This window comes from Vibrio sp. HS-50-1, assembly GCF_024747315.1.
GTDB lineage: Bacteria > Pseudomonadota > Gammaproteobacteria > Enterobacterales > Vibrionaceae > Vibrio > Vibrio diabolicus.
The window spans coordinates 80,530-107,190 of sequence record NZ_JAMPZF010000036.1 but is presented as its reverse complement, the minus strand read 5'-3'; the positions used below and the strand labels follow the sequence as shown (position 1 = coordinate 107,190).

18 protein-coding genes are annotated in these 26,661 nt (G+C 46.2%); 10 read left to right on the top strand and 8 right to left on the bottom strand.

The annotated features are described in order from the left end of the window. Positions 1-452: 452 nt before the first annotated feature. The 5 genes from NDJ01_RS16045 (at position 453) to NDJ01_RS16025 (ending at position 7,818) form a co-directional block, all read left to right on the top strand. Positions 453-1,244: a hypothetical protein gene (locus NDJ01_RS16045; RefSeq protein ID WP_005479226.1), complete on the top strand. Its 792-nt coding sequence runs from the start codon at positions 453-455 to the stop codon at positions 1,242-1,244. A 90-nt stretch (positions 1,245-1,334) separates the two neighbouring features. Continuing rightward, complete coding sequence (gene vmeP / locus NDJ01_RS16040) at positions 1,335-2,477, top strand: efflux RND transporter periplasmic adaptor subunit VmeP (RefSeq protein ID WP_005391278.1); 1,143 nt, start codon at positions 1,335-1,337, stop codon at positions 2,475-2,477. Between the two features lie 10 nt (positions 2,478-2,487). Next, positions 2,488-5,628, top strand: coding sequence for an efflux RND transporter permease subunit VmeQ (vmeQ, locus tag NDJ01_RS16035; protein WP_258586973.1), 3,141 nt, complete (start codon positions 2,488-2,490; stop codon positions 5,626-5,628). A 116-nt stretch (positions 5,629-5,744) separates the two neighbouring features. Then, on the top strand, positions 5,745-6,845 hold the full coding sequence (locus NDJ01_RS16030) for an OmpP1/FadL family transporter (protein WP_182032986.1): 1,101 nt from the start codon (positions 5,745-5,747) through the stop codon (positions 6,843-6,845). Between the two features lie 175 nt (positions 6,846-7,020). Next, the gene (locus NDJ01_RS16025; RefSeq protein ID WP_046873738.1) at positions 7,021-7,818 is read left to right on the top strand and encodes a hypothetical protein; all 798 of its coding nucleotides are present in this window, start codon (positions 7,021-7,023) and stop codon (positions 7,816-7,818) included. 48 nt (positions 7,819-7,866) lie between these two features. Here NDJ01_RS16025 and speG read toward each other — a convergent pair whose 3' ends face one another. After that, positions 7,867-8,406 carry a spermidine N1-acetyltransferase gene (gene speG / locus NDJ01_RS16020; RefSeq protein WP_041853120.1) on the bottom strand — a complete coding sequence of 180 codons (540 nt, stop codon included), beginning with the start codon at positions 8,404-8,406 and terminating at the stop codon, positions 7,867-7,869. 245 nt (positions 8,407-8,651) lie between these two features. On the opposite strand from speG, the gene NDJ01_RS16015 reads away from it, so the two are divergent. Continuing rightward, positions 8,652-8,804 (top strand): hypothetical protein, encoded by a 153-nt coding sequence (locus NDJ01_RS16015; RefSeq protein ID WP_005375418.1) that lies wholly within the window; start codon positions 8,652-8,654, stop codon positions 8,802-8,804. A 118-nt stretch (positions 8,805-8,922) separates the two neighbouring features. Here NDJ01_RS16015 and NDJ01_RS16010 read toward each other — a convergent pair whose 3' ends face one another. Together NDJ01_RS16010 and blaCARB are read right to left on the bottom strand one after the other, a co-directional pair. Then, on the bottom strand, positions 8,923-9,972 hold the full coding sequence (locus NDJ01_RS16010; protein WP_258586972.1) for a sensor domain-containing diguanylate cyclase: 1,050 nt from the start codon (positions 9,970-9,972) through the stop codon (positions 8,923-8,925). Positions 9,973-10,264: 292 nt separating this feature from the next. Continuing rightward, the gene (gene blaCARB / locus NDJ01_RS16005; protein WP_047008407.1) at positions 10,265-11,116 is read right to left on the bottom strand and encodes a CARB family carbenicillin-hydrolyzing class A beta-lactamase; all 852 of its coding nucleotides are present in this window, start codon (positions 11,114-11,116) and stop codon (positions 10,265-10,267) included. A gap of 239 nt (positions 11,117-11,355) precedes the next feature. Here blaCARB and NDJ01_RS16000 point away from each other — a divergent pair, with 239 nt between their 5' ends. Continuing rightward, complete coding sequence (locus tag NDJ01_RS16000; protein WP_258431943.1) at positions 11,356-12,705, top strand: ferric reductase-like transmembrane domain-containing protein; 1,350 nt, start codon at positions 11,356-11,358, stop codon at positions 12,703-12,705. A 97-nt stretch (positions 12,706-12,802) separates the two neighbouring features. On the opposite strand, the gene NDJ01_RS15995 is transcribed toward NDJ01_RS16000, so the two are convergent. The 5 genes from NDJ01_RS15995 to NDJ01_RS15975 all read right to left on the bottom strand — a co-directional run bounded on the left by NDJ01_RS15995 (position 12,803) and on the right by NDJ01_RS15975 (position 20,469). Next, positions 12,803-13,384, bottom strand: a complete 582-nt coding sequence (locus tag NDJ01_RS15995; protein WP_258431942.1) for a cupredoxin family protein — start codon at positions 13,382-13,384, stop codon at positions 12,803-12,805. A gap of 63 nt (positions 13,385-13,447) precedes the next feature. Next, entirely contained in the window at positions 13,448-16,588 is a 3,141-nt protein-coding gene (locus NDJ01_RS15990; RefSeq protein WP_006742108.1) for an efflux RND transporter permease subunit, read from the bottom strand. Positions 16,589-16,590: 2 nt separating this feature from the next. After that, positions 16,591-18,306 (bottom strand): efflux RND transporter periplasmic adaptor subunit, encoded by a 1,716-nt coding sequence (locus NDJ01_RS15985; protein WP_047008404.1) that lies wholly within the window; start codon positions 18,304-18,306, stop codon positions 16,591-16,593. 103 nt (positions 18,307-18,409) lie between these two features. Then, a complete protein-coding gene (locus tag NDJ01_RS15980; protein WP_257081731.1) occupies positions 18,410-19,831 on the bottom strand; it encodes a TolC family protein in 1,422 nt (473 codons plus the stop codon). Positions 19,832-20,049: 218 nt separating this feature from the next. Continuing rightward, positions 20,050-20,469, bottom strand: a complete 420-nt coding sequence (locus NDJ01_RS15975; RefSeq protein WP_258586971.1) for a hypothetical protein — start codon at positions 20,467-20,469, stop codon at positions 20,050-20,052. A 256-nt stretch (positions 20,470-20,725) separates the two neighbouring features. Between NDJ01_RS15975 and fdhF the strand changes: the two genes are divergently transcribed. From fdhF to NDJ01_RS15960, 3 genes are all read left to right on the top strand, one after another. Further along, entirely contained in the window at positions 20,726-24,994 is a 4,269-nt protein-coding gene (gene fdhF / locus NDJ01_RS15970) for a formate dehydrogenase subunit alpha (protein ID WP_258586970.1), read from the top strand. 81 nt (positions 24,995-25,075) lie between these two features. Continuing rightward, on the top strand, positions 25,076-26,023 hold the full coding sequence (locus NDJ01_RS15965) for an endonuclease/exonuclease/phosphatase family protein (RefSeq protein ID WP_047008400.1): 948 nt from the start codon (positions 25,076-25,078) through the stop codon (positions 26,021-26,023). Positions 26,024-26,199: 176 nt separating this feature from the next. Then, complete coding sequence (locus NDJ01_RS15960; protein WP_005391248.1) at positions 26,200-26,571, top strand: hypothetical protein; 372 nt, start codon at positions 26,200-26,202, stop codon at positions 26,569-26,571. The last annotated feature ends 90 nt before the right edge of the window (positions 26,572-26,661 follow it).

Genomic DNA, 26,661 nt, shown 5'->3' with positions numbered 1-26,661 from the left:
GATTTCCTTTTAATTTATTGTGGAGTAACTATTCTAAATTGACCGCAAGGCTAATTAAATTAAGGTATTTGCAATTTATTACATCTATCTTCTTTACCTGAAGAGTAATATACGATACAAATAAAACTTGATCGCGATCACCTAACACCATTGCACTCCTTATTTATATGGTAAATTTAATTAATCATTTGTTCTAATGATAATTGAATTTTCATAAGTTTTAATATTCCCTTCTTCGTAAAGCTTACCAAATTTCAAGTTATATAAGATATAAGTAGCAGTGATTGAACTTTTACGACGCTTTATTTTATTTTAATTAAAACGTCTAATGTTTCGTCATTATTAAATTTGCTTTGATAATTTATATTATCCAAAGCGAGTTGTGTTGCTTGCTATTTATGATGACCTCATGACGTGAATAATTTTATAATCATTAAAATGGATACAGTTTTATGAATTTAGTGAAACCGTCTGTTGTTATCATGGCAGCAGCCCTTCAACTCGCGTCTTCTGCTTATGCTCAGACAAATAATGACGAAGAACTACAAGATATGTCTGACCCACTTGCGGTTTACACCCAAGCGGGCTTTGGTATTACTGACAAAGGCGCGAACATCAAAATCGGTCAAACTTACCAATCTAGCCAGCCTGGCACCATGGCGATGAACATCATCGAAATGAAAGGCATTGGTGGTGAGCTATTTGGCATTCGCGACAATGACGATCCAATGTATGCCAATGTTGATGACAGCATTGACTCTTTCCGACTACGTAATTTCCAAGTAGAAGTTGCAAAAGGTCTAGGCCGTCAATTAGATGTAAACTACGATGTTGATAACGATAAATTAGATGCATCTTATAGCTTTATTCAGGGTCTACCTAAGTTTGGTATGTTGCAGCTATTTCCTTTAGCTGGGGCGGGTGTCACTATTGCTAATGATTTTAGTGGTGATGACAAAGGTTACGAAATTCCAGGTACTTTCACCGTTGTCGGTATGTACTCAAAAATTGAATTAACCGATAAAATCTGGATTAACTACAACCCAATGTATATGCATACATTGTCAGGGTCTAGTCAATATAAAGATACTTATTACGCGGGTGAAGATAATATCTTAACTCATGAGTTTGCGTTGTCTTATCAAATTAATCCTCGCGCAAATATTCGTTACTTTGCAAACTGGAATGAGCACGTTAATTTCGGTGATGGTGATCACCGTATCGAATTTAACTACCAATTCTAACTCCCTCATTTATTTCCAGGATAGAAAGTGTGTTTATCCATATATTTAAATATTTAGGCTAGGGCACTTTCTACATAAAGTAGGTTTATCATGAAAGCCAAATATAAATTTGCGTTGGTATCTATTGCTATATCTTCTGCATTACTATCAGGATGCAAAACTGGCGATATCGCAACGAAAACTGCCCAAGCACCCTCTGTTGAAACCGTTACCCTAACCGAAACAAAAATCACTCCTTATCATACTTTTATCGGTCGAACTGAAGCGGTAAATGACGTTGATATTATGCCTCGAGTCGGTGGCGAATTAACCGCGATTCATTTTAAAGATGGCGATATGGTCGAAAAAGGCCAATTGCTGTTTGAAATCGACGACCGTCCTTACAAAGCGGCACTGGCGTATGCAAAAGCGTCGTTGCAAAAAGCAAAAGCACAACTCGTTCAAACTACGCGTGATGCAGAACGTGTGAAGAAACTCATCAAAGATAAAAGCATCAGTGAGCAGCAATACGATGACGCCATTGCTGCGCACGCCGCAGCGATTGCCTCGGTAGAAGAGGCGAAAGCGACGCTGGTTTCAGCAAGGCTCGATCTTGAATTTAGCTCTGTGCGTGCTCCTTTCTCTGGCCGCGTGGGTTTCAGCAACTTCCGAGTGGGTGACCGTATTTCGAAAATTCAACTCGTTCCTCTTGTTTCGATCACTCAAATCGACCCAATTCGCTTTGGCTTTGATGTGGATGAGAAGCTCTACCGCCGCGTAAGAAGTGCCATTGATGTGGCTCATCGTAACGATGACAAACTGGATGTTGATTTAACACTGACGCTTTCAGACGGTTCATTGTATCCGCTTGATGGCAAGATCTACGCCGTTGGCAACAAGATCGATTTAGAAACAGGCTCAATTCGAGCAGAAGCACAATTCGATAACCCAACTTACGCGCTTATGCCGGGTGAATATGGCAACTTGACCATCAAGCTGCGCAACAAAACCATTGATGGTTTGCTTATCCCATCGGCGGCTGTTCAACAAGACCAAGCGGGTGACTACGTCATGGTGGTTGGTGATGATCACGTGGTGTCTCGTCGTAACGTTGAACTCGGTCAGACCTACGGTGTGAAACGTGCTGTGTTGACTGGTTTGGCGGCTAACGAAAAAGTCATCGTCAATGGTCTTCAAAAAGTGCGTCCGGGTGCAACGGTGAAAGACGTTGAACTACAGAGTGAACAAGGCTGAGTGAGTACTGATGTTAAGTAAATTTTTCATTCACCGGCCGAAGTTTGCTTTGGTGATCTCACTGGCGATGACATTGATGGGTATGATCGCCCTGAAAGTCTTGCCAATTTCTGAGTATCCTCAAATCTCTCCAACGGTAATTACGGTGAGCACCATGTATCCGGGTGCAAACGCGGACGTGGTTAAAAAGACGGTAGCACAACCGATAGAAGCCAAAGTCAACGGCGTTGAAGACATGATTTACATGTCTTCTGTGATTGGTAACGATGGCTCATACACATTGCGTATTTACTTCCGAGTGGGCGCAGATGGCGATATGGCGCAGGTTCGTGTGAACAACTTGGTGGCACAGGCGACGTCGTCTCTACCACAAGAAGTAAACCAAATCGGTGTGACGGTTAAGAAGAAATCTTCCGACATGCTGGGCGTTATCACACTGCGTTCCCCGAAACAGTCTTACGACAGTATCTACCTTTCTAACTACGCGGATCTCAATATCGTTGAGCGTCTAAAACGTATCGAAGGTATGAGTGACATTACGCTGCTGGGTAAGAAAGACTACTCAATGCGTATTTGGTTGAACCCAAATAAATTGGCCACCTTGAAGCTTTCTGCTAGCGATGTTATCGGCGCAATTAAAACGCAAAACATCCAAGTGGCGGCGGGTAAGATCGGTGGTATGCCAGCTCCGGGTGACCAGCAATATCAATATGTTTTGCAAACCAAAGGCCGCCTTACTTCTGCGGAAGAGTTCGAGAACATCATCATCCGTGCGAGCAAGAAAGGTTCTTTGATTCGCTTGAAAGATGTGGCTCGTGTCGAAGTTGGCGCACAAGGCTACGAAGCTGATGGTCGTATGAATAACGAACCAGCCGCCGTTCTGGCCTTGTACCAGTTGCCGACAGCGAACGCGCTAGACGTGATGGAACGCGTGAAAGAGGCTATGAAAGAGTACGAGAAATCGTTCCCAGATGATTTGGTCTACGACATCGCGTATGACTCTACCGAATACGTAGAGACGTCGATTGATGAAGTGTATGAGACGCTGGTGATTGCGGTACTTCTTGTCACCTTCGTTGTGTACGTTTTCTTGCAGAACTGGCGAGCGACCATCATTCCAACCTTAGCGATTCCGGTTTCCATCATTGCGACGTTCGCAATCATGGGCGTGATGGGCATGACCATTAACACGATCTCGTTGTTTGGCTTGATCCTCGCCATCGGTATCGTGGTGGACGATGCGATCATCGTGGTAGAGAACGTGGAACGGGTTATCCATGAAGAGCATTTAGACCCGATTCCGGCCACTATCCAAGCTATGAAAGAAGTGACGGGGCCAGTATTGGCAACAACGCTTATTTTGTTGGCGGTATTCGTACCGGTTGCGCTATTGCCGGGTATTTCTGGTCGAATGTTCAACCAGTTCGCGGTCACCATCTGTGTATCGGTGCTGATCTCTGCGATCAACGCATTAACGTTAACGCCAGCGCTTTGTGCGTTGATGTTGAAATCAACTCACTCACAACCTATTGCGCCTTTGCGTGCGTTTAACCGAGGTTTTGAAGCAATAACGCGCAAATACCAAGGTTTAGTTGGCTTCTTGAGCCGCCGCATTGTGGTGAGTATCGGTGTTTATGGCGCGCTTATTGCGGTGCTGGCGTTTGCGTTCATGACCGTACCTTCTTCTTTCGTACCGAACGAAGATAAAGGCGTGTTCATGGTCGAAATGCGTTTGCCAGACGCAGCAGCATTGCAGCGTACTGCACCATTAATGAAGAAGTACGTTGATGAGCTAAAACAGATGGAAGGTGTGGAGAACGTGGTTTCGGTTGCGGGCTTCTCGGTAATTAACATGGCGTCGATTCCAAACTCGGGCATGTTGATCATCAAACTGGATAACTGGAGCAAACGTAAAGACCCTGAGCTACACCAACGTGCGTTGATGAACAAAGTTAACCAAATGCTGAACTCAACGCCAGATGCCGCTTCGTTTGTTTTCGCGACGCCGGCAATCAAAGGCATGGGTGCGGTAGATGGTTTCAACCTTGTGCTGCAAGACAACTTGGGCCGCTCTCCACAAGAGTTGGCAAAAACAACCGCTGATTTTGTTGCCCAAATCAATCAACTGCCTGAAGTGGCGCGTGCTTTCTCGATTTTCCGTGCGAACATTCCGCAACGTTACATTGATATTGACCGCGATAAAGCGATTTCGATGGGCGTACCGTTGAATGAAATCTTCAGCACACTGCAAGCACAGTTGGGCGGCGCCTACATTTCTGACTTCAACTTGTTTGGTCGTTCGTACCAAGTGAAAGTGCAAGCAGAAGAGCAATATCGTGACAACATCGACGACATCGACCATCTGTTTGTTCGCTCAAGCTCTGGAAAAATGGTGTCACTGGCAACGTTAGTGAAAGTGAAGCCGATCTTCGGCCCTGATACCTTATCGAACTACAACATGTTCAGTTCTGCAACCGTGAACGGTGCGCCAGCGCCAGGTTACAGCTCGGGTGATGTTGTAAAAGCCATTGAAAAACTGGCTGCGGAATCTTTGCCAAGTGGTTACTCGTACGAGTGGTCAGGCATGACTTACCAAGAGATGAAAGCAGGCAACATGGCACCAATCGCGTTCGCATTGTCTTTGCTGTTCACCTACTTGTTCTTGGTGGCTCAGTACGAAAGTTGGACCATTCCTGCTGCAGTAATGATGGCGGTTCCAGTCGCGATTCTCGGCGCAATGGGGACGTTATTACTGGTGGGACAACCGTTCGATTTGTACGTGCAGATTGGTGTGGTCATCTTGATCGGTATGTCCGCCAAAGTGGCGATTCTTATCGTGGAATTTGCCAAAGTTCTGCGAGAAGAAAAGGGCTTATCCATCATTGATGCTGCCAAAGAAGCTGCTCGAATCCGTTTCCGTGCAGTACAGATGACCGCATTCGCCTTCATCTGGGGGGTATTCCCGTTGGTGATTGCATCGGGTGCTGGTGCGGCATCTCGTCATTCACTGGGCTTTGCAGTATTCGGCGGCATGATTCTCTCTACGTTTGTAGGCACGTTACTGACGCCAGTGTTCTTCGTGATGATGCAATCTCTGCGCGAGAAGTTTAAGCGAAAGAAACCCACTGAACTTGAGGTGAGCGAGCAATAACGCTGATTTCAACTGACTCCACAACACCCCCACGCTGTGTGCGATTGGCCAATGCCTTTCATTGATATACAACCACCGTCGCAGCGTGGGTTCCCCTAACAATAATAGGTTTTAGCATGAAAAATCTTTCAAAAATCGTCGTAGCGAGCTCTCTACTGACGTGTGCTGCTGCGCAAGCGGGTGGGTTATACCTTTACGAAACTACAGCATCGGATATTGGTTTGGCATCCGCTGGTATGGCGGCTCGTGCGCAAGATGCCTCAGTAATGGCTGCAAACCCGGCTGGTCTGGCGAATGTTTCTGGTAAATCTTTCTCTGGTAACCTGATTGGCCTTTACGGTGACGCGCAACTAGACACGATGACTGGCGATGCTGGCAACGTGATTGGTTTTGTTCCTATGGCGTCGGCATTTTACAGCCAACAAGTGAACGACAAATGGACGCTGGGTATTGGTTTATATGGCAACTACGGTCTTGGCCTCGAGTACGAAGGTCTTTTGGATAATCATTTAGATATTCCTACAGCAACGACGCAAGCCTTGACCATTCAACCTTCCGCTTCTTACCGCATCAATGATCACTGGTCTGTGGGTGCGGGGCTTGGTATTCAGTACGGTATGTATGAAGTAGAAGGGACGTTGGCTAGCTCTGGCGTGCATAAAAAATACTTAGACGAAGACCAAAATACTCAGGTTAATGGCCGAGTAGGTGTGCTTTATGAGGCAACACCAGGCACGCGTCTTGGTCTGTCTTACTCTTCTGAAACCGAATTTGAATTCGACAACAGCAACTCCATTGCTCCACAACAACTTATCTTCAGTGCTTACCACGAATTGAATGATGACCTAGCGGTGATGTGGAACGTGAACTGGCAAGACTGGAGCGAATACACAACCACGCTGAACGTAGAGACACAAGACACTTACCAAATCGCATTGGGTACTCAGTACAAACTGAATGAAAAAATGATGTGGAATGCAGGTTTTGCATTCGATACCAGCATGTATGAGAGCCAATCAAACGGTGATATTACCGTTCCTACTGGCAAGGCGTACCGCATTGGTACAGGCATTGATTACACATTGGATTCAGAAAACTCAATTGGTTTCGCGTTTGAAGCGATCTTGATGGAATCGTCAGAAACGCCAAGCTTACAAGCTGGCTTTGATGAGCCTGCTCTGTACTTCATGAGCATGAGCTACAACTGGAAAAACTAATCATTCCTAATCGCTAAAACGCCTTCCTTACAGGCCATTCTACCCTAACTACCTGCACTGGATACTGTCACGCTATCTAAGGTAGTTAGGGCGCTTCTGTCACACCCAGTGAGTGATGATTTAAAAAGTATCTGCGCGGCTAAGTGCGGGTATTCAACATCTCAAAGGACTAAAAATGAAAAATAAACTAGCGTTAGTGTGTACGACTTTGTTGGTCAGTACGCTGGCTCATGGTGCCGAGCACCGAGTAAAAGACAATAAAAACAAGTTGGCGGATGACCCAACAAAAGTCATTACGAAATTTGGCGCGTCGTACGCAAACAACTACGATTTTGATGATCAAAACATCTCATTCTCGGGCTCACTTGCGCTTGACCAAGCGCGCAAAATTAACCTGCGTATCAATGATGATGCGAGCGAGTGGCGTATTGGTGGCTCGTGGTTGTTTCCGGTCGGTATCGTGAACTTCAACTTCGGTAAAAATGAATACGTAAACGGCGCGGATCAAACCAACTACAGCGTTGGTACCTTTATGCCGCTAAGTTATTTCGGGATTGAGCCAGCAGGCTTCCAAATTTTCCCAATGGCAGGCTATACGTACAACACTGGTGATGTTCCTGTTTGTGACGGTGCAGCAGGCAGCAACTGTAGCGAGCCTAACTTTACGGGCACTCCAAGTGCAGAGAATGGCTTCAATATGATGAGCTCTTCAGGCAGCAGCGGTTACGTTGGTGCATTTGCGCTGAAATCGTTTACCAAAGAACTGACGTTAATCAGCTTCGCAGCAGGCACTTACGGCTCAGAAAACAGTGAAGGAGAGAACTACAAAGGCTTCTTTGGTGGTATCGGCCTTGGTTATCTCGTGAATAAACGTCACTCGTTTAACGTAATGACGTTTGTCATGGACAACAACACCTATTTAGATGAGGCAGATAGGCGCGTCGCATTATCTTACCAATATCAATTTGAATAAATTGAAAACGCAGCAACGATGGCTGCGTTTTTACTTTGATGGAATAAATTAGTGAATCGCGTTCTTTTCTTCGATCTTTTTCTGATATTGGTGTTTTAATATATACATGCGCTTAACATCGCTATAGGCTCCGTTAATAAAGTATTCTTCTACTAAATGGCCTTCTTCAATAAAACCACATTTCTTATATAAATGAATAGCGACTTCATTATCCACTGCGACCAATAAGTATATTTTACGTAGATTAAGAATCGAGAAGGAGTAATCCAATGCACGATTAATCATCTCTGTCGCATAACCTCGTCCTTGATGCTCTGGGGCGATGATTATCTGAAACTCAGCGCTTCGGTGAATGTAGTTGATCTCAATAAGTTCGACCAATCCAATCACTATGCCGTCTTCATCTTCAACCACAAAGCGTCTTTCTGCGTCATCATGTATATGTTTTCGGTACAGTTCTTCGAGCTCATCATAAGATTCATAGGGCTCTTCGAACCAGTAGGCCATGATATTTCGGTTGTTATTTAGTTCGTGAATAAAGCGCAAATCAGAGCGTTCTAGTGCACGCATTTTTAGGCCTTTCTTCATCATTTATCTCCAATGAGGCGAAGTAAACCTCCGCAATTGATGCTAGAAAATCTTAACGTATTTAACAAGAATAGCGCATCTGTTTTTGGGAAATATTGTGTTTTTTTCAATATGGAAACTTAGAGTTCACGCCAAATAAAAATTAATCTTTACGATAAAAAATTCGATTAGGTGGTTTGCCTAATATCATATTAAATACCGCGCAACGACTTAGTGTCTTAATCTAAATAAACAAGGTATTCAATATGTTTTCAATCGGTGACGTAGTAGTAGCGACTAAAGGTATCGATCTTGGCGAAATGGTTGTTACAGGTTTAAGCAGTGGCGGTTTTTACACACACGTAAAAGCAGGCGAGAAAACGCTAACTTACCCAGCTAAAGATCTTAAGAAAGCATAATTAAATTTGCTCACTCTTATTTCTAAACTGGCTTAAAGTTCGTATTACTTATTTTAGGCGGGTTAGAATTTATAAAAGGTAGCGCAACAAGTCGCTACCTTTTTTATCACTCTCTTTTCTAGTTTTCTTCTGTTTTATGAACCTCAACACGGTTTCTACCGGTTTCTTTGGCTTTGTAAAGGGCTAAGTCGGCGCGTTTTACGAGTGGTTCAAACGAGTCATCCAAGCTACAGACTTGAGTTACACCAATACTAGCGGTAAAACTCATATCACGACCTGAGTGTTGAATCGTCGTAGTTTCTAGCGCATTGCGAATCGTTTCTAATGTGTTTAGGGCTTCTTGCGATGACCGGCTTCTTAGTACGATGGCAAACTCTTCACCGCCAACTCTGGCAAGTAAGTCACAGTCAAGTAGATGGCTTTGAATGGTGTTGACTGCATGGATCAGCGATTTATCGCCAGCGTCATGACCAAACCGATCATTAAGGCTTTTAAAGTTGTCTAAATCTAGAATAGCAACATGGAAGTCAATGCCTTGGGTGCGGTATTCATTCAGGCGGCTTTCGATTTGTCGCATGAATTCTCTGCGGTTTGGAATGCCAGTCAGATCATCCGTTGTGGCAAGATGCTCCATTTTCATAATTTGTATATGAAGAGCAATGTTTAAAGCAATCCAGTTAGCAATACACTGAAGCTGTGCCGCTTGTTCGTTTGTATAAGTGTGCGTTTGATGATGTGCAACATTAAGCGTGCCCAAACAGACTTTACCGTGCATTAAAGGCGCATCCATACACGTCCCCATGCCATTGGATGCCAGCATCACACAATCGACCTCATCAGATTGAGTGACATCGTCACAGATCATCAGTTGTTGATTTTTGAACACTCGGCCAACAAAAGCTCGGTGAATAGGTACCAAGAATTCAGCCGGAATCGCTTTATTACCAGAGAAAGAGTAGACCTTCAGGTGATCATCATTTTCATAAAGCGTGATACTCGCGCGGTCGGAATTGAATATACGATTTATCCATTCTGCGACCGTATCAAGCACCTGCTGCAATGTTTCCGATTGAGCTAAAAAGTGAACAAACCCTATCGGCATACAGATCGGACTTTCCATGTTCTGCATCGATAAGTCATCAGGGTTAAAAGTTCTTTCAAGTCTCAATAGACATCTCCTTGCGATGTTGCAAATACCAACAATAAGTTACACGAAGCTATTTTCAAGAAAAATGCGTTTCTACGTAAGATTATGGTTTATTTATCGCCATCTATGTGTGTTCAATTGCTTAATGTGGGCGTTAACTCACGCCTAAATGAATAAATGTTATACCTATTTATAAGTAAGTCATTACTCAATAAGGGGTGTTTTTGAGGTAGAACCAAAGAATAGGAAAGCCCTTCAGGGAAGAGAAGGGCAAAGAGGGTAAACTTAGGAAAGTAAATATGTACGCAGTGAATTAATTATCTTTGTATTTCTGTAAAATCAACTGACTGATTTGCGCGATGAGCTGGTCTCTGGCTTGCAGTGATAGCTCGGTTTCTGTGACATAGATACTAATGTAAACAGGACGATGGTTTTCCTTCCATATGATTGCGTTAATACCACGCGAACCGTGACCACCCGCACCAGAGCGGTCGGCGATAGACCAACCTGTTGGTAATACTGAACGCATTAACGAGTCTGAAACCTTGTTGTCCTGCATCCAGATTTTTAATTGCACGCGAGACTCGTAAGACAACGTTTCTCCTTCAATCAAGGTTCGCAGAGTGTTTACCATGGCGTTAGGTGTGGTTGTGTCGCGGTTGTCTCCCGGTGTCGCTTCGTTCAAACGTGGTTCTAATCTATCTAGGCGCGTCGCTTTATCACCAATAGTTCGCAGAAACATTGTTACGGCCTTAGGGCCGCCGATTTCATTCAATACTAAGTTGGCAGCAGTATTATCACTCATCAACATCGCAGCTTCACAAGCGTGTTCTACGCGTGTGTTTTGGCCTGCGAGTTTGTCCATCACTGGAGACCACACAACGATGCTGCGCTCATCGACTTTCGCGGTCGCATTTTTACTTAGCTTACCGCTGTCCATATCACTTAGCATTGTGGCGCAAGCCAAGGTTTTGAATGTGCTCATGAGTGGGAAGCGTTCATCGCCACGGTAATCCCAGCGCTCATCGGTTTGCGTATCCCAAACCGAGACTCCAATTCTGCTTGAGGTTTGTTGTTCGATGAGAGAAATGTCTTCATTCAGTTGGGAAGAGTAACTTAGGGTTGAGCAAACCATTAGCCCAGCCAACAAAAATAACTTTTTCATGCGTCGTGTTCTTCATTTTGGTTTTGGTTCGCACTGTGGCGATGTTACGCAAACTATAACGAGCGAATACTCTAACCACTGTTAAATCCATGTCGATTTTTTGTAGGATTCTGCGCAATACCTCCAAGTTTGTTATTGACCTTAGGTATATTGTGGGTTTACTCAACTTTACGAATATTGACGTTGCATTACGCTAGAAAAACTAAACTAGAGTTGTCGTCAATTTGAGAGTGATGTTCATGAAAACTGTACGAAATTTTGTATGGATGATAATTGCCGCCGTGTCTGTGTTGTGGTGGATGAGTGAACCGCAACTGCTTTCCTCGACCCAATTCTTCCAATGGCGCTCCGCGCTTATTCAATATTCTGGTGTTTTGTCGTTAGCTTTGATGTCTATTGCGATGGTGCTGGCGCTGCGCTTACCTGTGATAGAGCAATGGGTTCATGGCATGGACAAGGCATATCGAGTACACAAGTGGTTAGGTATAGCAGGCGTCAGTTTGGGTGTGATCCATTGGCTTATGTATAAAGTGCCGAAGTGGCTCGTTGCTGCTGGTTGGTTGGAAAAACCAGTAAAACACACTGGAGCAGGGCCATCAGGCAATAACTTCGTTGGTTTTGAGTTATGGGTTAAAGAACTGCGTGATATAGGCTTGGATTTAGGTGAGTGGGGCTTTTATTTGCTATTGGTATTGCTGGCAGTGTCACTCTGGACTGTTGTTAAATACAAACCGTTTAAGTTATCCCATCGTTTAATGGCTGTGGTGTATTTGATGGTTGCTGTTCACTCCGTTTTGCTGATCAAGCACGCGTACTGGGGCGATCCCATTCATTTTATCGCTTTTGGTTTTGCATTGATGGGCTCTGCGGCTGCCGTTTATAGCTTGTTTGGCTTTGTCGGACGAGCGAATCGCTATCCCGCCAAAGTGGTGTCGACTCGCTACTTCCCTCAAGCGCGAGTGATGGAGCTGGTTTTGGCGCCAGGCATTAACGACCAAGGAAAACCTTGGCAAGGGCACAAAGCTGGGCAGTTTGCTTACGTTCGTTTTGGTAACGAAGATCCACATCCGTTTACGATTGTTTCAGGTGAGCACGATCCAGAGGTCCGTTTTTTGATCAAAGAGCTAGGCGATTTCACGACCAATTTGTACCAGCGCGTGAAAGCGGGTAATGAGGTTGTTGTTGAAGGGCCGTATGGACGTTTAGAGTTTGATGTCAACAAGCCGCAAGTTTGGATTGCTGGTGGTGTCGGGATAGCGTCGTTCTTTGCTATCTTATCTTCATTGAAAGCGTTAAAAAGACATCCGCCAGTGCATTTGTTTTATTGCACACGTGGCTTAGATAGTCATTTAGTGGATGAACTGTGGAATGCCGCGCGTCAGGCACAAGTGAAACTGAACGTGATAGATACTGCGGTTTCACCTCGACTTAATGTTGAACGAATTGCGAGGGAATGCGGCGACTTATCGCGTTATGAGTTTTATTTCTGTGGACCGGAGGTATTCTCTAGAACCCTGAAAAAAGAGTTAGAGGTATATCGTTTTGATATAGAACATCGCTATCATGAAGAGCTGTTTGTGATGCGATAGTCTAGTATTTGGGGCGAAATAAAAAGGAGCTGATATTAGCTCCTTTTTATTTATATTTAACGTCTATGAACCGTGTTAATGCGTTAATCCGGTCTTACTACAGTTCCACTTTTTTGACCATGCCGGCTTCTGCATGTCCGGGGATATTACACGCGAACTCTACATTTTTATCGCCATGGAAGTGCCACAGGAGTTGTTTCGCTTTGCCTGGTTCAACAGTGACAGCATTGCCGGAGTCATGCATGTGATCGCCAGACATGGTTTTCATCATTTCACGGTGTTTAAGTTGTTCTTCTGCTGAGCCAATGGTAAATTCGTGATTGATTTTGCCTGTATTCATTACCACAAATTGAACCACATCATCCGGTTCTATTGTCACGTCTTTTTTGAATGTAATTTTCATGTCATCCGTTAAGAGTACATGAACGACTTTGTCTGGTTTTGCGCCATTTGCAGGCATACCAACCGCTGACATGCCCGGCATGCCGCTCATACCAGAATGATCCATTTTACCGTGGTCCATTTTTCCATGATCCATCGGCATTTTATCCATGTTCATGGAACCGTGATCCATTTGACCATGCTCCATGTTGTCGTGGTTCATGTTTGAGTTATCCATTTGAGCAAATACGCCACTCGATACCATGGTTAGAGCAAGAGTGATAAGAGTCTTTTTCATGTTGATTTCCTTTACTATCAATGAGCTATCGCGCCATTACTCTCTGAATAATGGCGCTCGTTGTTATTTATCTTGGTGTTGAGTTGATTTCACTTCACGCTGTTTCCACAGCTTGAAGATGGCAGGTAACACAAGCAGTGTTAACAGCAGGGCAGAGGCCATGCCACCAATCATCGGTGCAGCGATGCGTTGCATCACTTCAGAGCCTGTCCCCTCGCCGTACATGATTGGAATAAGACCAATGATTACCGTTAATACGGTCATCATGACAGGTCGCACACGTAAGCCAGCACCTTCGCGAATTGCGTCTGTAAGATCCCGCGCTTGAAGCGGTCGTTGTTTCTCTTCTGCATCCAGTTTTCGGTGGTGCCATGCTTGGTTGAGATACACCAGCATGATGACGCCTATCTCCACCGCAACGCCGGCGAGGGCTATAAACCCTACCCCCACGGCAATAGAGAAGTTGTAGTTCAGATAATGCATCAGCCATAAGCCACCAACCATTGCTAAAGGCAGCGTCAGCATGATGATCAGCACCTCACCCACACGGCGGAAGCTGAAGTAAAGTAGCATCATGATGATCGCAATAGTGATTGGTACTACGACACTTAAGCGGTCTTTGGCGCGTTCCATGTATTCGTACTGACCTGACCAAGCCAGCGAATAACCCGCAGGTAATTCAAGTTGATCTGCTACTACTTGTTGTGCTTCCACGACGTATGAGCCTAGGTCACGACCTTCGATATCCACGAAAACCCAACCGTTTGGACGCGCGTTTTCGGTTTTGATCATCGGTGGACCATCTTCATAACGAATATCTGCCACGTCTGCGAGTGCGATGCGTGCGCCGTTGGGAGTTACCAGTGGTAGGTTTTGCAGTTTAACAACCGAGTCACGGTAATCTTGCGGATAGCGGACGTTGATAGGGTAGCGCTCTAGCCCTTCAATGGTTTCTCCAACATTCATACCACCGACCGCGGTTGAGATAACTTGTTGAACGTCTTTGATACTCAATCCGTATCTCGCAGCTGCGCGGCGTTTGATATCAATCGTTACGTAACGGCCACCCGCGACACGCTCCGCATATACAGATGAGGTGCCGTGAACGCTATTAAGAATAGGTTCCAGCTGAGCTCCAATTTTTTCGATCTCTTTCAGGTCTGGGCCTGCGATTTTGATCCCAATTGGCGTTTTAATGCCCGTCGCAAGCATGTCGATACGCGTTTTGATCGGCATTACCCATGCGTTGGTGAGTCCCGGAAACTGAATCAGTTCATCGAACTCTTTGCGTAACGACTCTGTCGTCACGCCTTCACGCCATTGATCGTGAGGTTTTAGCTGAATAACTGTTTCAATCATGGTAAGTGGTGCAGGATCGGTGGCCGTTTCCGCACGGCCAATCTTGCCCCAAACCGTTTTGACTTCCGGTACGGTTTTGATCAGCTTGTTGGTTTGCTGAACTAGTTCACGTGCTTTACCAATCGAGATTCCCGGATACGTAGTCGGCATGTACATCAAGTCGCCTTCATCCAATGGTGGGATGAATTCGCTACCCAGTTGACTGGTTGGATAGTAAGCTGACGCCATTAGACCTAAAGCGATAACGATCATACTCTTAGGATACTTGAGGCTGGTATTCAGTAACGGGCGATACAGCGCAATTAAGCCTCTATTTACTGGATTCTTATGCTCTGGTAATACGTTGCCACGGATGAAATAACCCATGAGCACAGGTACGAGGGTAATTGCCAAACCTGCCGCTGCGGCCATTGCATAAGTTTTAGTAAAGGCGAGAGGGGAGAACATCTTGCCCTCTTGACCTTCCAATGCAAATACTGGCACAAAGCTTAACGTGATGATAAGCAGTGAGAAGAACAGGGGCGCGCCCACTTCTTCAGCGGCTTTGCCAATCACTTGCCAGCGGTTCTTATCCGTGAGAGGCGTTCGTTCAATATGCTTGTGGACGTTTTCTATCATTACGATGGCACCATCCACCATTGCACCGATGGCGATGGCAATCCCCCCGAGCGACATGATGTTGGCATTAATGCCTTGAGAGTGCATGACGATAAACGCGGATAAAATACCGACGGGCAAACTCAGCGCTATAACCAAAGATGAACGGATGTGAAATAGGAAGAGGGCACAAACAATCGCCACGACGATGAATTCTTCCGCCAATTTCTTCCATAAGTTTTCTACGGCAGCGTTAATCAGCGTGGAGCGATCGTAAGTAGGAACGATTTCTACACCATCCGGTAAGCTACGCTGTAAATCTTCAAGTTTGTCTTTTACTTTGCTGATGACTTCACTCGCGTTTTCGCCGAATCGCATGACAATAACGCCACCAACCGCTTCACCTTCGCCGTTAAGTTCAGAGATGCCGCGACGCATTTGCGGACCTAAGTTGATGTCAGCAATGTCGCCCAATAAGAGCGGTGTACCTTTCTCTGTCACTTTGAGCGGGAGTGATTCAATATCCTCAATACTCGTTAGGTAACCTGTAGTGCGAACCATATGTTCCGCTTCTGCTACTTCAACAACAGAGGCGCCCGTTTCCTGATTGCCGTTTTGGATCGCCATGTTCACTTGTTGCAGTGTCAGGTTGTAAGCACGTAGCTTAGCTGGGTCAATCTGAACTTGATATTGCTTCACCATACCGCCAACGGTTGCGACTTCAGAGACGCCATCGACGGTTTGCAGCTCATATTTCAAGAACCAGTCTTGCATACTGCGTAGATCAGCAAGATCATGGTTGCCAGTTTTATCTTGCAGTACATAGCTATAGACCCAGCCCACACCCGTTGCATCTGGTCCTAATGTCGGTTTTGCACTTGGTGGTAATTTAGGTGCTACTTGGCTTAGGTACTCTAAAACGCGCGAACGTGCCCAATACATGTCGGTATCATCGTTAAAAATGATATAAACATATGAGTCACCAAAGAATGAATAACCACGAACGGTTTCTGCACCCGGTACGGCGAGCATCGCGGTGGTTAGCGGATAAGTAACTTGATCTTCCACCACTTGAGGTGCTTGGCCTGGGTAGCTTGTTTTGATGATCACTTGAACATCAGAAAGATCCGGAATGGCGTCTACAGGTGTATTCTTTACACTGTAAAGTCCGGTTAAAACAAGCGCTAAGGTAGCGATCAAAACCATGAAACGGTTTTTGATCGACCAGCGGATTATTGCTCCAATCATAGTTAGCCCTCAACCGCTTCAAGTTGCTTCAAGACGTAGTCAGCTCCTTGTTTTTCAACTAAAAACCGTACTTTCTGACCTTCTTTGAATCCGGATAGATCCACTTCATCACCCACAGAGAAGTTCATCTCTCCTGCCTCCCAGTTCCATTCTGCAACTGGGAGGTGGTTGAGAGTTATCATCCCAAAATCCGCCATCAACATGCTGATATCTCCGGTAATCCATACGTCAGTCACGACAACGCTGTCATCGGTTTTGTAGTCAACGACTTCATATTGACCGGACTCTGTTTTCTGAATTTCAAACTCGATAGCTTGGCCTTTTTGCAGAGTGCCCACATCAACGTCATCTGCGAGGGTAAAGTTCATGACCATACCCGGCCAATCCCACTCTGCTACGGGCTGATGATTAATGGTCAACATACGGTGATCTTTCATCACATCGGTGATTTCACCCTTAGCCCAAACTGTTTCTACTTTGGCTTCAGTAGGTGATGAAATACGGGATAGATCAGCCGTTTGGCTCGATTCCGAATCCAACATAAAGTGTGCAGAGGTTACGATGCGATCATCTTGAGACAGACCTTGTAGCACCTCGATTTTGTCGTCGGCTTCACGCCCAACTTTGATGCGCGTTGAGCGGTATTTACCATCGCCTTCAGACAACACGACTCGGGTCATACCGCCGGATCGAATAACGGAAGACTTAGGAATCGTCATAACTGCGTTATCAGTGACTGGTTGAAGGGCAATGTTGGCAAACATATTAGGTTTAAGATCGCCATTCGGGTTAGGGAACTTGAGGCGTACACGCAAGGTACGAGTTTTAGGATCCAGAATAGGGTATACGTAGTCGACAACCCCTTTCCATTCATTGCCTGGAATAGCATCAAGCGTCATAGTGGCGCTACTTCCTGCTTTCATCCAGTGAGCTTGGCGCTCAAATACTTCGGCATCCACCCATACGTTTTCAAGTGGGCCCGCGCTGATTACCGCTTGAGCAGGGGATAGGTAACCACCTTCACGAACGTTCAAACTCGCGATGACGCCATCTTCCGGAGCTTTAATTTCAATAGTTTGCGATGCTTTCCCGCGTTGAGTGATGGCTCTGATTTGAGAACGATCAACACCCAGTGTCACTAAACGTTCTGTCGCGCCTTTCACCAGGCCATTACGCCCAGTTCGGTAGGCGTTCAGCAGCTCTTCTTGTGCTTTGACTAGCTCAGGCGAGTACAGCGTGAACAGCACATCGCCTTTTTTGACCTTTTCACCCACGGCATTGATGTAAAGCTTTTCAACCCAGCCCGCCACGCGAACGTTGGTTTGCCACAAATGGCTTTCGTCAAACGCGATATAGCCGACAGTTTCAATCCGAGGTGAAAGTTGCTCTAAAGAGACTTGAGCAGTTTTTACACCTAAGTTGTTTTCAACTGATGGGTCAATTTTTACCGTGCCGGGTTTGTCTTGTTCACCTGCGAGATCTTCAGCGTACACTGGGATCAAGTCCATGCCCATTGGCGACTTGCCCGGTTTGTCGCGCTTATAATTTGGATCCATTGGCGCAACCCAATAGAGTGGCTCGTTCGAGCTGCTCGCAGCGCTACCACCTGTGCCGCTCATGTCGTGGTTTGCACCAGATAGGTACTGATTAACGCCAAACCCCAGTGCCCCGCCAACAAGCAGAGCGATGGTTGCTATTTTGATTGAATTTGAACTCATTCCTAATTCCTTATTTTCCCCATGAGGCATGACAGCGATGTTGATTGTTTATTGGTGTGTATTCGCCATCGGCCCCAAACTTGGGTTCTCTCATGTTTTTGTTTTAGTTCGCGCTTGCTTCAGGCGTGATGTTGGGTGCGGATACTTGATATTCGAAACCACCCAATAAAGCCGCTAAGTTGCTGTTTACGATGTTTAAATCGGTAATAAGACGTTGCTGTTCGAGCTTTAGCGCCAGCTCGTCTGTGCTTGCCATGAGCACGTCGTTAAACTGTGCGGTGTTGTTTTGATAACCCCTTTCTACCGCGTGAATACGAGCTTGAACTTGGGGAAGTAAGGTGGATTGATAACGCTCTAAACGCTGACTCAAGTTGGCGCGATCAACCAGCAATGTGTTGACCTTCGCGTTCATCTGAGTCAGTAACGTATCTTTTTGTGAGCGAGCAGCACCCACTTGATACTGCGCGGCGGCTAAGTTGCGGTCTTGGCGATTGCCAGTGAACAGGGGAATGTCCATCGTTAGATACGCGCTCACCAAATCCGATGCTGGTTCGCCTTTCATATTGTTGGCTTGACGATAGGCGTACATCACTTCCACACCAAATTGAGGTGTGTAAGCTTGCTCTGCAATGTTCACTTGAGTTTCATTGGCAGAAATACTTACGTCTGCCATTTTCACCATCGGGTGCTCACTCAACTGTTGGTAGTGCTTGGTCGTTTCGCTATTTGCAGACAACTTTTGGTTTAATGACGCCCAAGTCAGTGTGTTGCTGGCTTGAAGTGTTGAGCGTCCGTTTTGGGTATAGGTATTGAGCCAGTCAGAGCCCAACCATTCTGAGAGTTGCGAGACCAAACGGCGCTGCATTTGTGCGTTGGCTTGTAGCTTTTCATCCAACTTACTCACTTGAAGCTGTGCATTCAGTAAATCTTGCGCTTCGCTTTTGCCGATTGAGTAATTGGTTTGAATGAAGTTTTCCATTTCCGTCATGAGCCGACGGTTTTCTAGCAAAATTTGCTCTGCTTTCTGCTGATAGCCCAGCTCCAACCAAAGCTGAGTCATGCTGTTTGCCACTTCAAGTTCCCGTGCGTGAACTTGTAGCGACAAACCATCGGCTTGTTGATTGGCTTTCTTTTGTTGAAGGTCGAGCGTCGAACCACGTTCGAACTGTTGCATCAAACCGACGGAGATATTGGTCATCGGATCCTCGTCAAATTTGAAGCTATCGACAGGCAAACCACCAAAACCGACTTTCAATTTCGGGTCCATCAAGGTTGCGCTGGCTACGCCTGTTTCACGCATCGCTTCCGATTGAGCATAGAACTGCTTACGGTTGCCATCGTTGCTCAACGCAATGCTAATGAGGTTTGCTAGCTCATTGGTTGACTGAGCTTGGATTGATTGGGCTTGCGCTTCTTGTTGTGCTTTCGTATTGGCTGGCGATTGCGCCACCACATTGAAAGCAGGTAGGGCAACCAGAGCCAGTGAGCATACTGGTGCCACTAAGCGATTTGGGTTGAATTCCATAATTTACATCCAAATTGATACCAAGCTCTTTGGCGTTTCGGGAACGATTGAACCGAGCGGGAGAGCGTTGGTATTTGCCAAACGGATGACGCACTTTTTTATCGCTAAATAGCCGGTAACAAATGGAGTTACGAGCGAATAGCTGAGGTAAGCACGCTATCAGTTGGGCGCAAAGAAACTGCCTGCAAAGCGATGCAGGGTCGAATGCTTTGTATGGATTAAACTATCGGAGGCCGATACAAATCATGGGTGACTTGTACCACTGGTGCGGTAATTTCTGAGGCAATGGATGCGCGACAAGCCAATGGGAAGAGCTGGCTGTCGGTGACTGGTAATGGGACAAAAACGAATGAGCAAGATGCTGTGCAGCAATTGTGGATCATACCGGAGCCATCAACACAGCTTATGGTCATCTCTGCAGAGCCGGAGCTCAAGGATGAGGCCATCTCCATGCTCATACTCGGGGATCCGCAGTGATCGTTCTCGCTTGCCATTTCCGTCATATGAGCAGACATCATGGCATCACTCGACATCATTTTTAGGCTCATTAAAGGCGCACTATTTACAACGCTAGATACCAGCAGTATCAGCGTTGTACATAACGTTAGCCAAATTGTATGCAATGATTTCAGACGCATACGGTTTCCAGTCAAAATGAGCTTATATATCGAGTAACCCTTAAATAATAAAGGTTACCCTAGGGGTAAAGTCAAGGATTATACCGAACCCACTTCCGAACCCACTTCGAGATAATGAGTTCTACATCTTAAAGTCAATTGGACATATTAATCGCTAAGAAATATCTCGCTAGTGAGTTTTTTGTCACACGAACTTTCCATGGTAGGGTTTATCCTTATAGAATGTAAGGTTTAGTGTGCCTGCTTCGGGGGTTGTATGATAGAAATTGTCATCGATGGAAAATATAGAATTGTAGAAGAGGGGCTAACCCTTCTGGAAGCAGCCAAAGTGTGCGGGGTCGAAATCCCTTCACTGTGCGGAATGAACAAAAGTAACGAGAAAATTCCGTGTGATTTGTGTGTGGTCGAAGTGGAAAGTGGCGGAACTAAGCGCGCCTGTGATCTCAAAGTGTACCGCGGTCTCAATGTCGTCACACAATCAGAACAACTGAGTGAGCACCGCAGAAAAGCGCTCAACCGAATCATGACGGACCACTACGCAGACTGTGAAGCTCCATGCAAAACGGCGTGTCCTGCTGGGGTAGACATCCAATCTTATCTCTACCATATCTCGCAAAACGATCATCAAAAAGCGATTGAAGTTATTAAACGCACACTACCAATGCCGTTATCGATTGGGCGTGTGTGTCCGGCATTCTGCGAAAGTGAGTGTCGCCGTTCTTTGGTGGATGAGCCGATTGCCATTCGCCAACTCAAACGCCATGCCGCAGACGCAGATTTAGCGGCGCATGAAGCGTATGTCCCAGAGAAAAAACCAGCGAAGCATCGCAAGATCGCCGTTGTTGGTAGTGGCCCCGGTGGCTTAACGGCAGGTTATTACTTGTCGAATGAAGGTTATGACGTCACCGTATTTGAGTCCATGCCCAAAGCAGGCGGTTGGCTACGCTACGGCATTCCTGAATATCGCCTACCCAAAGACATTCTAGACAAAGAAATCGAACTGATGTGCCGCAACGGCATGCAAGTTGAAACCAACAAAAAGCTTGGTGTTGATTTCACGCTGTCTCAATTGAGTGAAGACTACGATGCCGTCTGTTTGGCTGTGGGGGCGTCTCAAGCGGTAGAAATGAATTATCCTGGTAGCGACTTGGACGGCTGTTATCTCGGTGTTGATTACCTGAAAGATTACGTTACAGGACAAAACTACGTTACGGGCAAAAAAGTTGCCGTGATTGGTGGTGGTAACACTGCGATCGACTGTGCGCGTACGGCGCGTCGTGCGGGTGCCGATACCACTTTGATCTATCGTCGAACTCGCGACGAAATGCCAGCCGAAGACTACGAAATCGTCGAAGCTGAACATGAGGGTGTGAAGTTCCATTTCTTAACGAATCCGGCGGAAAACATCGCGGATGAAAACGGCCGCGTGAAGGCAATTCGATTAGAAAGAATGGCGTTAGGTGAGCCAGATGCGTCTGGTCGTCGTAGCCCGAAACCAACGGGTGAGTTCTTTACTGAAGTATTTGATACCGTGATTGCAGCGGTATCGCAAAAGCCGGATCTCAGCTTCTTAGAAAACGATGATTTGTCTATTCCACTAACGCGTTGGAACACATCTGAGTCCGACTCGCAAACCATGCACACGGGGACGGGCAATATCTTCAGTATCGGTGATTTTCGTCGTGGTCCTGCGACAGCGGTTGAAGCAGTGGGAGATGGGCGAGTTGCGGCAAAAGCGATTGATTTGTTCCTCAATGGCGATATGGCAGACATGCCGAAACCTGCGTTCAACTCTCGTAAAGAGAAAAAACTGGCGCAGGTTGACCCACTTCATTTTGAAAATATCCAAAAAGTTGCTCGTTCAATCATGCCAGAGTTGACCCCAGCGCAGCGTGAGCAGAGTTTTGCTGAAGTGGAACTTGGCTTTGATAACGAAGAGGCCATGAAAGAATCGGCGCGCTGCTTAGAGTGTGGTTGCCAAGCGAATACCGACTGTGCCTTGCGAGATTACTCGACGGAATATCATGCCGAGCAACATTTCGATGTTTCTGTGGACGTTTCCTCTGCTAGCGTGATTGGTCATCAAGATTGGCTCGATTTGCGAGCGAAAGATCTTCGTCATAAATACGAAGTAGACCGCAGTTCTGAGTTCATTGAATTTGATGCTAACCGCTGCATCAGTTGTGGTCAGTGTATTCAAGCATGCCGTGAAAAAGCGGTACATGGTGTGTTGAGTTTTGTGTCGGATAAAAATGGCCGACCAGCTTTACGACCAGATGATCGTCCACGATTCCGCTCCGATGAAAAAGGCGCAAGTTGCAGCGGTTTGACGCTCATGGGTGATTCAAAATGCGTGCAATGTGGGGCGTGTGTTCAGGCATGTCCTACGGGCGCGATGGTGGACAGCCGTGACCGCTCTCAAGGCAGAACCGAACAGCTAAAAGCCGTCGATACCATTTGTACCTATTGTGGTGTGGGTTGTAAGTTGACCATGTTTGTCGATGAGCGACAAAACAAAATCCGCTATGTAAAAGGGGCGGATTCGCCGGTTAACCAAGGTATGCTGTGCGTGAAAGGCCGTTTTGGTTTTGATTTCATTAGCAGCGAAGAGCGTTTAACGACACCACTGATTCGTAAAGATGGTTGGTTGCAGCCAGCAAGTTGGGACGAAGCGATTCAGCTAGTGGCTTCGAAGCTTTCGACCATCAAGCAAGATTTTGGTAGCAACGCACTGGCCGGATTCTCTTCAGCGAAAACCACTAACGAAGATAACTACGCGTTTCAAAAATTCATCCGTCGTGAACTGGGTACGAACAACGTTGATCACTGCGCACGTTTGTGTCACGCATCAAGTTTGACAGGGCTTGAAGCATCGTTGGGGAGTGGTGCGATGACCAACGACATTCCGAGCATTAAGCATTCCGATGTGATCTTTATTATCGGTTCTGACACCACATCTGCGCACCCGATCATCGCTTCGCACATCAAACAGGCGATTCGTCATCACGGGGCGCGCTTGATTGTGGCAGACCCGAAACGAGTGGACATGGCTGAACATGCAGAGCTGTACTTAGCGCATCGTCCGGGCACGGATGTTATGTTGCTCAGCGGCGTGATGCAGCAAATCATCAAAAATGGTTGGTACGATCAAGAATACATCGAAGAGCGCGTCGACGGCTTTGATACCTTGCTTCAAGAGGTGATGTCGCCAGCGTACAACCTCGACAAAGTTGAGTTAGTGACGGGCGTAAAAGCGGACGATATTTTCGCGATGGCGCGAATGATTGGTACGGCAAAACGCACGGCGGTGTATTACTCAATGGGTATTACCCAGCATACAACAGGGCACGACAACGTTCGTTCGATTGCAAACCTGCAATTGTTGTGTGGCAACATCGGTATTGAGGGTGGTGGTATTAACCCACTGCGTGGTCAATCAAACGTACAAGGTGCGTGTGATATGGGCGCTTTGCCGAACTGCTATCCGGGATATCAAAAAGTGTATAACCCGATTGTTCGTCAGAAATTCGCGATTGAGTGGGATGCGCCAAACTTACCTTCTGAGCAAGGGCTTACCCTAACGGAAATCATCGATGCGGCGTGCAAACGAGAAGTTCGCGGGATGTACATCATGGGCGAAAACCCAGTACTGAGTGATCCAAACCAAGCACACGTGATTGAAGGGTTGGAAGCACTCGACTTCTTGGTCGTGCAAGACATCTTCCTCACCGAGACGGCGCAGTACGCCGATGTGGTATTGCCTTCTTGTTCATTTGCGGAAAAATCCGGTCACTTCACCAATACTGAGCGACGCGTGCAGCGCGTTAATGAGGCAGTGAAAGCGCCGGGTGAGGCGAAAGAAGATTGGTGGATCACTCAAGCGATCGCAAACGCGATGGGCAGCGATTGGCATTACCAGTGCGTTTCTGAAATCACTAGCGAGATCGCGCGTGTAACGCCGCAATATGCAGGATTACGCTGGGATGCGATCACGCCGAACGGTGTTCAATGGCCAAGTAACAAGAACAATCCAAACGGTACGCGTATCATGCACCAAACCCAATTTACCCGCGGGAAAGGGCAAATGGTGGGCGTTCCGTTCCGTTACGCGGCTGAACTGCCTGATGATGAGTATCCTTTGGTGCTTACAACAGGGCGTGTGCTAGAACAGTTCCACACCGGTACGATGACACGCAAAACGAAAGGGTTGGATAACCTTGCTGGGCCAAGAGCGATGATCAGTGTTGAAGATGCCGAAGTCATTGGTATCCATAATGGTCAGCGCCTAAAAGTGTCGACTCGTCGTGGCAGCATCGAAATTGATGCGTTTGTGACTAAGCGAATGCAAAAAGGCGTCGTGTTTATTCCGTTCCATTTCGTTGAGTCGCCAGTCAACCGCTTGACGACTACGGCAACGGACCCTCATGCGAAAATTCCTGAATTCAAAGTCGCAGCGGTGAAGATTGAAATCAGTGAAACGGCCGCTCAACCAGAGCCTGTCGAGGAGGCGGTACACCACGTCTAACATCAACGACATCAACGCTTCACGCACTGGCGAGTTGAGAAATTGCATTTAAGCTTATGATATGTAATAGCGAAACGAGCAGTGCGTGTGTCGAGTGTTTTTAAGTGGATCATATTGCTCCTACCCGCTCTTATTTGGCTGGCGGTCAGGCAAATTGAACATATTTGGTGGGCGGAGAATCTTACCTCGATTCCCGCCCTCATTGTGTTCACTTACGTTGTTTTAGCCTCGGCGTTTTTTATCGCTCACCGATGGTTGCAAAGTGCATTTTCTGCCTTTGTCGCTATTTTGTTTGTCTTGTTACTTGTTCCGCCGCAGCGCAGCCATGTGGCGTCTTGCTCGCAGTCTTTGAGCGTCATTCAATTCAATCTTTTTTACGAAAACTCAGACATCAATCAGTTCATCAACTATCTGTTGAGGCATCCTGCTGATCTGGTTGTAATGCAAGAACTGACGCCTCGTGTTGGCAGCCTTTTGCACATGTTGGATGATGTCTATCCGCATTATTATGGTGGTCAACGTGACGTGGGATACCCTTCAAATTTGATGATTCTTAGCCGACACCCGATCACGGAGGTTTCGGTTTATCGTGCGCCAAATGGACAAGAAGTCATCAGAGCGGTTTGGTTGCCTAAAGGTCAAGCACCGATCACTTTGTTTGCGGCTCATCCACCGTCACCAAGAACCAGCGAGCTTTGGCATCAAAGAAATGCGCTGGTGCGAACCATAGAAACGCTGACCGCGCTTTATCCTGAGCCAGAGGTGTTGGTTGTGGGGGATTTCAATCTCTCCTCGGTTAGCCCTCGTTTTTCTACGCTGTTCCCGAGTTTTCAAACCGCGCCAGTGACGAGCTGGCCAACCAACATCAAAGGCATAAACGTGCCAGAGCCGATGATGATAGGTATTGATCATTTGTGGCTAAAATCTGATCAAGGACAGCGAATCATTTGCTCTCGACAATCCTCTGCTTTACCACAAGGCTCAGATCACCGTATGGTGACAACCCAGATCGGTGTGCATATTCCATAGTTAAAGCCCTTAGAATTTGTTGTGTTGCATAAGTTAAACCTGTGCTGAGCTTGTCATAGAATTGACTCTCTCTGACTGTTCTCTGTTATTTGAGCAAGTTCCATGACCTAAACTTTGCTCGCTTCCTATACTGAACTAACGAAGCAGGATTTTTATAACAACAAGAGGCAGCTTGCATGACAAGAACAACCTCATTTGCACTCGTTTTATTACTGATGTGCGCATACTTTGGTTACAACCGTTATTACGTGTATCCGCAGCAGTTGGAAACACAGGCCAAATCCATGTTGATACAAATGGCAAATCGCGAAGAATGGATGGATGTGTTTGAGATGATGAATCGCGTAGAGGCGCACAAAGGGCATTTAGAGCTCGTGGCCGATGTTACGTCTTCTGATGGCAAACGTGCTTACAGTGAAGGCTTTATTACCTATACTGATCGTGAAGGTGTCGTCTGTAAACAGGTGGTGTTTAACTTTAAAATCAACTCTTTGAAAAACTACAGTATTTCAGACTTACGAGACTGCTCGTACGGCGAATATTATTAAGGTGAGTTGCTTAGTTAAGCCCGGTAAAACTACATTTGAATATCCAAACAAAAATAGCCTCATTGTCGAGGCTATTTTTGTTTCTGCAGA

Excerpts from the sequence above, each read along its gene's own strand:
- NDJ01_RS16045 (WP_005479226.1), top strand. The coding sequence starts at position 453 with ATGAATTTAGTGAAACCGTCTGTTGTTATCATGGCAGCAGCCCTTCAA.
- vmeP (WP_005391278.1), top strand. The coding sequence starts at position 1,335 with ATGAAAGCCAAATATAAATTTGCGTTGGTATCTATTGCTATATCTTCT.
- vmeQ (WP_258586973.1), top strand. The coding sequence starts at position 2,488 with ATGTTAAGTAAATTTTTCATTCACCGGCCGAAGTTTGCTTTGGTGATC.
- NDJ01_RS16030 (WP_182032986.1), top strand. The coding sequence starts at position 5,745 with ATGAAAAATCTTTCAAAAATCGTCGTAGCGAGCTCTCTACTGACGTGT.
- NDJ01_RS16025 (WP_046873738.1), top strand. The coding sequence starts at position 7,021 with ATGAAAAATAAACTAGCGTTAGTGTGTACGACTTTGTTGGTCAGTACG.
- speG (WP_041853120.1), bottom strand. The coding sequence starts at position 8,406 with ATGAAGAAAGGCCTAAAAATGCGTGCACTAGAACGCTCTGATTTGCGC.
- NDJ01_RS16015 (WP_005375418.1), top strand. The coding sequence starts at position 8,652 with ATGTTTTCAATCGGTGACGTAGTAGTAGCGACTAAAGGTATCGATCTT.
- blaCARB (WP_047008407.1), bottom strand. The coding sequence starts at position 11,116 with ATGAAAAAGTTATTTTTGTTGGCTGGGCTAATGGTTTGCTCAACCCTA.
- NDJ01_RS16000 (WP_258431943.1), top strand. The coding sequence starts at position 11,356 with ATGAAAACTGTACGAAATTTTGTATGGATGATAATTGCCGCCGTGTCT.
- NDJ01_RS15995 (WP_258431942.1), bottom strand. The coding sequence starts at position 13,384 with ATGAAAAAGACTCTTATCACTCTTGCTCTAACCATGGTATCGAGTGGC.
- NDJ01_RS15990 (WP_006742108.1), bottom strand. The coding sequence starts at position 16,588 with ATGATTGGAGCAATAATCCGCTGGTCGATCAAAAACCGTTTCATGGTT.
- NDJ01_RS15985 (WP_047008404.1), bottom strand. The coding sequence starts at position 18,306 with ATGAGTTCAAATTCAATCAAAATAGCAACCATCGCTCTGCTTGTTGGC.
- NDJ01_RS15980 (WP_257081731.1), bottom strand. The coding sequence starts at position 19,831 with ATGGAATTCAACCCAAATCGCTTAGTGGCACCAGTATGCTCACTGGCT.
- NDJ01_RS15975 (WP_258586971.1), bottom strand. The coding sequence starts at position 20,469 with ATGCGTCTGAAATCATTGCATACAATTTGGCTAACGTTATGTACAACG.
- fdhF (WP_258586970.1), top strand. The coding sequence starts at position 20,726 with ATGATAGAAATTGTCATCGATGGAAAATATAGAATTGTAGAAGAGGGG.
- NDJ01_RS15960 (WP_005391248.1), top strand. The coding sequence starts at position 26,200 with ATGACAAGAACAACCTCATTTGCACTCGTTTTATTACTGATGTGCGCA.